The sequence below is a fragment of the Clostridium sp. D43t1_170807_H7 genome (assembly GCF_015555905.1).
Lineage (GTDB): Bacteria > Bacillota > Clostridia > Clostridiales > Clostridiaceae > Clostridium.
In genome coordinates this window covers 257,399-264,910 of sequence record NZ_JADNLK010000001.1, presented here as the reverse complement: position 1 = coordinate 264,910, position 7,512 = coordinate 257,399, and the positions used below count along the sequence as shown (strand labels likewise).

The 7,512-nt window shown below is 24.2% G+C and carries 7 protein-coding genes and 2 pseudogenes; 6 read left to right on the top strand and 3 right to left on the bottom strand.

The annotated features are described in order from the left end of the window. Positions 1–412 precede the first annotated feature (412 nt). Complete coding sequence (locus tag I2E98_RS01320; RefSeq protein ID WP_195467173.1) at positions 413–916, top strand: hypothetical protein; 504 nt, start codon at positions 413–415, stop codon at positions 914–916. A gap of 164 nt (positions 917–1,080) precedes the next feature. On the opposite strand, the pseudogene I2E98_RS01315 reads toward I2E98_RS01320, so the two are convergent. Then, a pseudogene (locus I2E98_RS01315) lies at positions 1,081–1,167 on the bottom strand (NAD-dependent protein deacylase); the annotation flags it as partial. A gap of 264 nt (positions 1,168–1,431) precedes the next feature. Here I2E98_RS01315 and I2E98_RS01310 point away from each other — a divergent pair. Beyond that, positions 1,432–2,214, top strand: coding sequence for a type II CAAX endopeptidase family protein (locus I2E98_RS01310; protein ID WP_195467172.1), 783 nt, complete (start codon positions 1,432–1,434; stop codon positions 2,212–2,214). Positions 2,215–2,330: 116 nt separating this feature from the next. After that, complete coding sequence (locus I2E98_RS01305; RefSeq protein ID WP_347708005.1) at positions 2,331–2,840, top strand: GNAT family protein; 510 nt, start codon at positions 2,331–2,333, stop codon at positions 2,838–2,840. Between the two features lie 43 nt (positions 2,841–2,883). On the opposite strand, the pseudogene I2E98_RS01300 reads toward I2E98_RS01305, so the two are convergent. Further along, positions 2,884–2,973 (bottom strand): annotated as a pseudogene (locus I2E98_RS01300) (NAD-dependent protein deacylase); the annotation flags it as partial. A gap of 306 nt (positions 2,974–3,279) precedes the next feature. On the opposite strand from I2E98_RS01300, the gene I2E98_RS01295 reads away from it, so the two are divergent. The 3 genes from I2E98_RS01295 to I2E98_RS01285 all read left to right on the top strand — a co-directional run bounded on the left by I2E98_RS01295 (position 3,280) and on the right by I2E98_RS01285 (position 5,586). Continuing rightward, entirely contained in the window at positions 3,280–3,477 is a 198-nt protein-coding gene (locus I2E98_RS01295; RefSeq protein WP_195467171.1) for a hypothetical protein, read from the top strand. A gap of 62 nt (positions 3,478–3,539) precedes the next feature. Beyond that, positions 3,540–4,445 carry an ABC transporter ATP-binding protein gene (locus I2E98_RS01290; RefSeq protein WP_195467170.1) on the top strand — a complete coding sequence of 302 codons (906 nt, stop codon included), beginning with the start codon at positions 3,540–3,542 and terminating at the stop codon, positions 4,443–4,445. Beyond that, positions 4,438–5,586: an ABC transporter permease subunit gene (locus I2E98_RS01285; protein ID WP_195467169.1), complete on the top strand. Its 1,149-nt coding sequence runs from the start codon at positions 4,438–4,440 to the stop codon at positions 5,584–5,586. The genes I2E98_RS01290 and I2E98_RS01285 overlap by 8 nt, the downstream gene beginning before the upstream one ends. A gap of 167 nt (positions 5,587–5,753) precedes the next feature. On the opposite strand, the gene aspD is transcribed toward I2E98_RS01285, so the two are convergent. Then, positions 5,754–7,385, bottom strand: coding sequence for an aspartate 4-decarboxylase (gene aspD, locus I2E98_RS01280; RefSeq protein ID WP_195467168.1), 1,632 nt, complete (start codon positions 7,383–7,385; stop codon positions 5,754–5,756). Positions 7,386–7,512 lie beyond the last annotated feature (127 nt).

The following is a 7,512-nucleotide window of genomic DNA, read 5'->3' as shown; positions in this document are numbered from 1 at the left end:
ATTCTTGATCGTATCTTCTGCCCTTTCCCATAATGGACACATCCTTTCTTAACTAAATATTATTTTACTTAGTTCGACTTAATGTGTCCACTACTTTATACTAACACCCACTACTTTATACTAACACCATTCTATTTAATGAAATTAGCGTTTAAAAATAAATTAGAAAAATTTACAAAAGATGTTGACAAATATAAATAGCTGAGTATAATTTATAGTATAAAGATATATTTAAAAAGTTAAAAATTAAATTTTTATAGAAAATGTATTCGCTTGTTGAGAGTGCGGAAGATAAATATCTCAACTCGTTAAATGTATTCGCTTGTCGGTGGTGCGAAGAATAAATAATCCGATATGAAAATGAATCCCTATTTTTAATAGGGATTTTATTTTTATTTGAGAGGTATATAATATGAAGTTTGAATATAATAATGAATTATATACTTATCATATAAAAGATGAGTATTTTGAAGTCATTAGGGATATTAAAAATTCTAAGGTAATGTCTAATAAAGAGAATGGTGGTTATAGGCCTAATTATTATGCAGTAAAAGAAGTAGGTACTGATATAATGTGGATGATACCATTAAGTTCACAGATAGATAAGTATGAAAAAGAGTATAATAAAAAAATGAAGAAACATGGTAAGTGTTTGAATATGGTCATTTCTGAATATGGTGGAAAGAGAAGTGTTTTCTTATTACAAAATATGTTTCCGATATTACCAAAGTATATAGATCATGTACATACGGCAAATGGTAAACCTCTAAAAGTCCATAAAAATATAAAAATAGAAATAGATAAGAAGTTTAAGCAAATTATGCAGATGAAGAAAAGAAAAATAATAATACCATTTACTAAAATAGACGAGTTATATGCTAAAATGCTTGAAGAATTAGAAAAAGATAAAAAATAGAATTGAAGGTATGTGAATAGTAATTATCTTAATGGACAAGCTAATTATTATATAGCATAATAATCATAGAAATTAAAAAAGGTTATTTTATTAGTCTTTGATATTTAGGCTAATAAGATAACTTTTTTATGTTTATTATTAATAAAGAGGGTTTATATTCGTATCTCAGTTGAAACGCCAGCTCCTCCAAAGAATACTATGTTGTTACTTTCTTTAAGGATTTTAGTTAATTGTTCAATTTTATTTTCCATTAAATCATCTCCAATATTATTTAGGTTAATTATAGCATAGTAAAATTAATAACAAAATGATTATATACATATATTGTAAAATTAAGAATGATAATTTTATAACTATGGAATATTACATTAATGAAATATAATTAATAATAATTTAAAAGAAATTATAGGGAATATTGTAATTAAATGTATTAATATGTTGATATATAATTATATCAATAAATTAAAGATGAAAAGAGACTAAGGTTAAAATTTCTATTATTTTAAGGGGGAAATATGGATAAAAGAGTAATTAAGTTTTTAGTATTCACATTTTTATTAACATTTGGATGTTGGGGGGCAATTATATTAGCAAATCAATTTGAATATTTGGTATATGGTACACCTATTAGTATGATTATATATCTTACAGGAGGATTATCACCAACAATAGTTGCATATTTTTATTTAAAAAAATGTAATAGGGTAGATGGAATAAAGGATTTTTTTAAAAAGTCTTTTTCTATTAAGCAACCTTGGCAATATTATATATTGATTCTAGTTTTGCTTACTTTATATTTTATTTTACCATTTACTATGGGAATAGTTACTTATTCAACACCAATATATCTGTTACCGATTTTACTAATATCCAATATAATTGGTGGTGGTTTAGAAGAATTAGGATGGAGATATATTTTACAACATGAACTTGAAAAGAAGTATTCCTTTATAGTATCTACTATAATTGTAAGTATTGTATGGGCAGTATGGCATTTACCTCTATTTTATATAGTTGGAACATCTCAGCAGCAGATGTTAGATTTTTGGACTTTCTCAATTTTAGTTGTAGGATTTTCATTTATGCTAGGTGCAATTTATCATATAACTAAAAGTCTATGGTTATGTATACTTTGCCATACTTTAATAAACTCTTTAAATGCTTGCTTTTTATTTTTAGATAAGGTAAATATTGTACAGAGCTGTTTAATAGCAGGTTTATTAGTAGTTAGTTCATATATATCTATTATTTTAATGAAGAAGAAACAGTATAGAGTAAATAATTTAATATTAAAATAGAAGTTTTGAAGGTGTCTGTGATAGCAGGCACTTTTTTAAGTATGAGTTAATATCCATTTATTGTAATAGGGGTGGGCGTGGTGATAAAATAAATAATATATAAGGAGGAAGCTATTGTGAGATTAAGACCATATAAAAATTGTGATGCAGAATATATAGTTAAATGGATTAAAGATGAAGTAAGTTTTCGTAAGTGGTGTGCTGATAGATATGATAAGTATCCAATATCTTCAGAAGATATAAATAATCATTATGATTCATTTAAGGATGATGATAATTTTTTTGAAATGACAGCATTTGATCATAGTGGTGTAGTTGGTCATTTAATTATGCGTTTTACTGATGAAGAAAAGAAAGTTTTGAGATTTGGTTTTGTAATAGTAGATGATAGTAAGCGTGGAAAAGGTTATGGAAAAGAAATGCTTAGTTTGGCTCTAAAATATTCTTTTGAAATATTAAAAGTTGAAAAGGTAACATTGGGTGTTTTTGAAAATAATCTGCCTGCTTATTACTGCTATAAGTCTGTTGGATTTAAAGATGTTATAATGCAACATTCAGAATATTATAATGTCTTAAATGAATGTTGGAAATGTCTAGAGTTGGAAATCTTAATTAATAATATTTAAATAGTCTAGAGACAAGCTATTTTTAAATAAGGATTTTGTGTATAGAATTAGTGGATACCCCTGCACCTCCGAAGAAGACTATATTGTTACTTTCTTTTAGTATTTGAGTTAATTGTTCTATTTTATTTTTCATTAAATCATCTCCATATTTATTTTATGTTTCATTATTACAAAAATAAGTGGAAAAATAAAATTATAAATAATAATAAGTGTAAAATTTATATGAATACTATATAGATTTATCGCATATCTATAATACAACATTTAAGTAAAAAGTTGACATAAAGAGGATTAAATTGTAAAATTGTATTTAATAGGGGAATGATGAAAGGATGGGATTTATGAAGAAAAAATAAATATAATAATTGCTACAATTTTAGTAGTTAATAGTATATTATCAATAAATAATATAGCTAATGCTGCATATATAGATACTGTTATGTATAGATGGGATGAAGTTACTTCATATGTTAATGGATGGTATAAGAATGTTACTACAACAAATAAATTATATAAAGATATTACTTTTAGAAATGGATATACGTATACTACATCAAATAAAGATATATCATCTTGGTTTGATATGATAAGCAATAGTACGAGAATAAGATATACTAGAACTTTTAGAACATATTAAAAAATAGAATAAAAAATAAAATTTTCCCCTATTTTAAAAATTTATAAATAAAGGTGAAATAAATGAAAATTTTAGAAGTTAGCGATTTAAATAAATCATATAAAGAGAAGCAAGTTCTAAAAAATATTAGCTTTTCAATAAATGAAGGTGAAATAGTAGCATTAATAGGTCCTAATGGAGCTGGAAAAACTACTATAATGAAGATAATTTCCAATTTATTAAAACAAGATTCTGGAATAGTAAAAATTGAAGGAATTTCAGCTAAAGATAATCTTATTGAATATTTATCTAAGTTTTCTAGTGTAATTGAAACACCTTCTTTATATGAGATGCTAAGTGGATATGATAATATTAACTTTATAAGAAAGATTAATAATATTTCAGAAGAAAAAATGAATAATATTTTATCATTTATTAATATTGGTAATTCAATAAATGATAAAGTTAAAAATTATTCCTTAGGAATGAAACAAAGGTTAGCATTAGGAATTCAATTAATGACAGAGCCTAAATTATTAATATTAGATGAACCTATTAATGGACTAGACCCTCAAGGAGTTATAGAGTTTAGGGAAATGATTAAAAAACTTGCAAGTGAAAATAAGATGAGCATATTAATTTCATCTCATATATTATCAGAATTAGAGAAGGTTTGTTCAAAAATTTTATTTATAAAAGATGGAGAATTAATTAATGATAATTATGATAAAATACAAAGCTATCAAACTATTATATTAACAGTTGATAATGCCAAAAAAGTATTTCATCAAGTTGAGAAAATTGAAATAGTTAATGAAGTAAAAATTATTAATAATAGAATAATTATTAAAATTAAAGCTGAAGATACATCAAGTTTAATGAATAGTTTAGTAAATAATAAGATTAATTACAATAATATTGAAATAGTGAATAATAATAATATAGAAAAAGCATATAATGAAATCTATCTTGGAGGTAAATATGATTAATTTAATTATATTTGAAACTAAAAAATTTTTTAATAGAAAAAAGAATATATTTTCTATTGCATTGTTTTTGGTACTAGTTATAGTTTTTGTATTCTTAAATTTAAGTTTAGAAGAACAGTATAAAAGAAGTGAAGTAACTTCTATAGATTTTCAGATAGATTCTTTAAAAGAAAGCTTAAGTAAAGTAGAAAGTGAAATATCAAGATTACCTGAAAATGATAACCTAAAAGTAATAAAGTCAGATTATGAAGAAGAATTGGATTTACTTAAAGATACAAAAGTTGCTTTAGCAAATAAAGAGTACCATAGAGTTTTAGAAAATAAAATTAAAATGGATAAGTTATTATTGAAAGGGATAGAAAGTGAAAATACAATATCTTCTAAAAGTATAAAAGAAATTGAAGAATCTATACAAATAAATACTTATTTGATTGAAAATAATATAGAACCAATTTTTGACCAAGTATCAATGCAAGGCTTTAATTTTATAAGGGTATTTCTAAATAACCCCATTTCAATAATCTTAATAATACTGATAATTATTTTAAGTGCAGATATAATGTCAAGTGAATTTGATTCTAATACATATAAATTATTATTCATTCAGCCTATAAGTAGAAAAAAGATTTTATTAAGTAAAGTTTTAGCTACAATAATTATTATAAATGTTATTATTTTTACAATTATAGGTGTACTTTTTGGTATTCTTGGTATTATTAATGGTTTTGGGAATATGAATTATCCCGTTAAGTTTTATAATAACGGAATTACTGAATTAATAGGAATAGGGAAATTTATATTGTTAGAGTTCGTAATACTTGGAATTATAAGTACTTTTACTTGTGTCTTATCATTAGCGATTTCATCCTTAAATAAAAGTACAAGCAATTCCATTGCTGTAATGATAATTATCACCATTGGAGCATATATGATTTCAAGTAGTGGACTAATTAATAAAATAGCACACGTAAATCCATTTGCATATTTTAATATATCAAGTTTACTTCAAGGAGATTTAGCAATTTTATATGATAATTATAATGTGAATTTTAAGTTTGCTTTATTAATAATTCCAATATTAACAATTATGATATTAATTGCTAACATTGTAAATTTTGAGAAAAAATATAATTCTATATAAAAATATAATTATTAGGCTTATTTAACTATATTGAGTTTGATTTAAAATAGACAGATATAGATTTTAAAGAAAAAATTAAAAGAAGTATAAATGTTTTATTACAGATATAGGAGTTAGTATAATTTAATACTAGCTCCTATATCTTTTTTATATATTATAATTATTTATTAAGATATTACTTCTAAATTAGAAGAAGATTTAAAATCATTCATAATATCATTAAATATACTTCTAAGAGTTTGTCCTATCTTAAAGTATGCTTCAGAATTTAAATTTGCAAGCGAAACTCTAAGGCCCCATCTTGATGATGCAAAACCATCTCCATTTAATAATACAGTAGAATAATTTTTAGCTAAACTATAAAGTATATCAAAAGGAGTATAGTTATTTTCTATATACTCACTTGCTTCAATTCCATATTCAACTCTAGCCCAATCTAAAATATTTATTTCAGTATAGTATGAAGCATAGTGTGGATCATTAAATATTTCAACATTCAGTCCATGGCATAATAGTTGTTTACGCTTTTGACAAATTGACTTAGTTAAATTTTTATAGTTATCATCAGAGTCAATTAAAGCAAAAGCGCAGAAAAATGCCATTTGTACTTGTTGAGGTGTTGAAAGACCAGCTGTATGATTTAAGGCAACTTGTCTACTATCAGCTACAATTCTATCAATAAAAGATATTTTTTCAGGATTACAAGATAAATGACAATATCTTAAATTTAAATTTGCTTTATGTATTTCAGGTAACTCTGAAATAAGTTTATTATAAATATTGTCTTCATTAAGAATTATTGCACCAAGTCTCCAACCCGTTACACCAAAGTATTTTGATAAAGAATAAACACCAATAGTATTATAAGGTAAATCACTAATTACTGATTTAAAATTATCAACAAAAGTACAATAAACATCATCGGTAATAATCATTAAATTTGGATTGTAGTTATTTACTATATCTTTTAATGTTTCTCTACATTTATCATTTAAGGCTATAGAAGCAGGGTTGTTTGGATTTACTATAAATACAGCTTTTATGCTTGTATCTTTTAATTTATTTAAATCTTCTTCAGTATATTGATATGTAGGTATTCCATTTTCATCAACTTCATTTGCATGAATATTAATTACATCAAAATCATAATGAGGTAAATGAGGAATTTCTAAATATGGAGTAAAAATTGGAGTCATAAGAGCAATTTTATCTCCCCTATTTAAAAGATGATTTTTTTCTAATGAATCAAAAATGTAGCACATTGCTGCAGTACCACCTTCAACTCCAAAAACATCAAAATTACTTTTAAATTTTGTATCACCACATAATTCTTTTATAAGGTATTTATTTACTACTTTTTCTATATTTATAAGCATTCTATCCGGTACTGGATAGTTATCACCTATTATTCCATCTGCTAGTTCAAAAATCCATTCATCTTCATTAAATCCAAGAGTATTTACTCCATAATCATAAATTTTACTTATTAAATTTATTCCAGGTAATGAAGGATTGTCATTTATAAAACTTAATAATCTTTTAGCTATTCCATTTTTTTGAACCATTCCAGCTAAGCCATCAATATTTAATGATCTTTGTGTTTCTAATATGGCAAATTGGCCAAATGTAAAGAAAGCTTGTCTAGGAGTGGCAGCTGTCCAGTTAGGATTACCTCTACCAGCATCTAGTATTATATTATTGCTTAAGCTAGCTAATTGTAATAATTTGTCTTTAAATTCAAAAGGACTTACTTTTCCATAAATTTTTCTCAAATTATCTTTTGTTAATTCTGTATTCAATATGAATGTCTCCCTTCAAAGTGAATGAACACTGAAATATTTCTTGCAATTACTAATTTTATAACAGAATTATAAAAATTGGAATAGAAAAAATAAAAATAATAATATAATAAGTTTTACATATTAA

Bases quoted from the DNA above. Each gene is read 5' to 3' on its own strand.
- I2E98_RS01320 (WP_195467173.1), top strand. From the start codon at position 413: ATGAAGTTTGAATATAATAATGAATTATATACTTATCATATAAAAGAT.
- I2E98_RS01290 (WP_195467170.1), top strand. From the start codon at position 3,540: ATGAAAATTTTAGAAGTTAGCGATTTAAATAAATCATATAAAGAGAAG.
- I2E98_RS01285 (WP_195467169.1), top strand. From the start codon at position 4,438: ATGATTAATTTAATTATATTTGAAACTAAAAAATTTTTTAATAGAAAA.
- I2E98_RS01295 (WP_195467171.1), top strand. From the start codon at position 3,280: ATGTATAGATGGGATGAAGTTACTTCATATGTTAATGGATGGTATAAG.
- I2E98_RS01310 (WP_195467172.1), top strand. From the start codon at position 1,432: ATGGATAAAAGAGTAATTAAGTTTTTAGTATTCACATTTTTATTAACA.